Source organism: Mesorhizobium sp. M1A.F.Ca.IN.020.06.1.1 (assembly GCF_004023265.1).
Classification (GTDB): Bacteria; Pseudomonadota; Alphaproteobacteria; order Rhizobiales; family Rhizobiaceae; genus Mesorhizobium.
On record NZ_RZSR01001458.1, the window covers coordinates 1 to 953 of the forward strand.

The following is a 953-nucleotide window of genomic DNA, read 5'->3' on the forward strand; positions in this document are numbered from 1 at the left end:
GTGCCGACTTCGACCGTGCCCGTCATCATAGAGTTCATCATGCCGACGATGTCGGCCTTGAGGACGCGCGGCGCGCTGCCGCCATTGTTTTCGTAGAGCACCTTGCCGCTAGCCGTGGTGACGCGCTGGATGAAATGGATATCCGGCTTGTAGCCGCCATTGGCGAAAGGCACATAGGCGGCGGTCAGTTCCAGCGGCGTCACTTCCGAGGTGCCGAGCGCGATCGAGGTGTTCGACTGCAGGTCGGATTGGATGCCCATGCGGTGCGCGGCCTCAACCACAGCGTCGGGGCCGACCTCCATGGTGAGTTGCGCCGCCACCGAGTTCAGCGACTTCGCCAGTGCGGTGGCCAGCGTCACCTTGCCATAATATTTGCCGCCATAGTTCTCCGGCGTCCATTTGCCTATTCTGATCGGGGCGTCGTTGCGCACGCTGTCCGGTGTGCGGCCTGCTTCCAGCGCCGCCATGTAGACGAAAGGCTTGAAGGCCGATCCCGGCTGGCGCCGCGCTTCCGAGGCGCGGTCGAACTGGCTGGTCGAATAGTCGTAACCGCCGACCATGGCGCGAACGGCGCCGGAATCATCGATCGACACCAACGCGCCCTGGGTGACGTTGAGCTTTCTGCCGCTCTCGTCGATCAGCCGGCGGATCGACTGCTCGGCGAGCTTCTGCAGCGTCAGATCCACGGTGGTGTCGATGACGATGTCGCCGCGCACGTCGCCGATCAGGTCGGGAAGTTCCTCCATGACCGTGTCGGCGACATAATTCTCCGAGCCGGTCCAGTAGGAGGGCGAGCGCGTCGCCGGCGCGCTCAGCGCCATTTTGTATTCCTTGTCGCCGATCTTGCCTTCCTCGCGCATGGCGGCGAGCACGAGCTGTGCGCGTTCTTCCGCCGCCTTGGGATCGCGCGCCGGCGAAAGCCGCGACGGCGCCTTGAGCAAACCGGCCAGAAG

Annotated in this window: 1 protein-coding gene; it reads right to left on the reverse strand. The window is 64.4% G+C overall.

Annotated features, from left to right (window positions below):
* On the reverse strand, positions 1 to 953 hold a 953-nt coding region (locus EOA60_RS34835; RefSeq protein WP_281060811.1), incomplete at both ends, for a penicillin-binding transpeptidase domain-containing protein.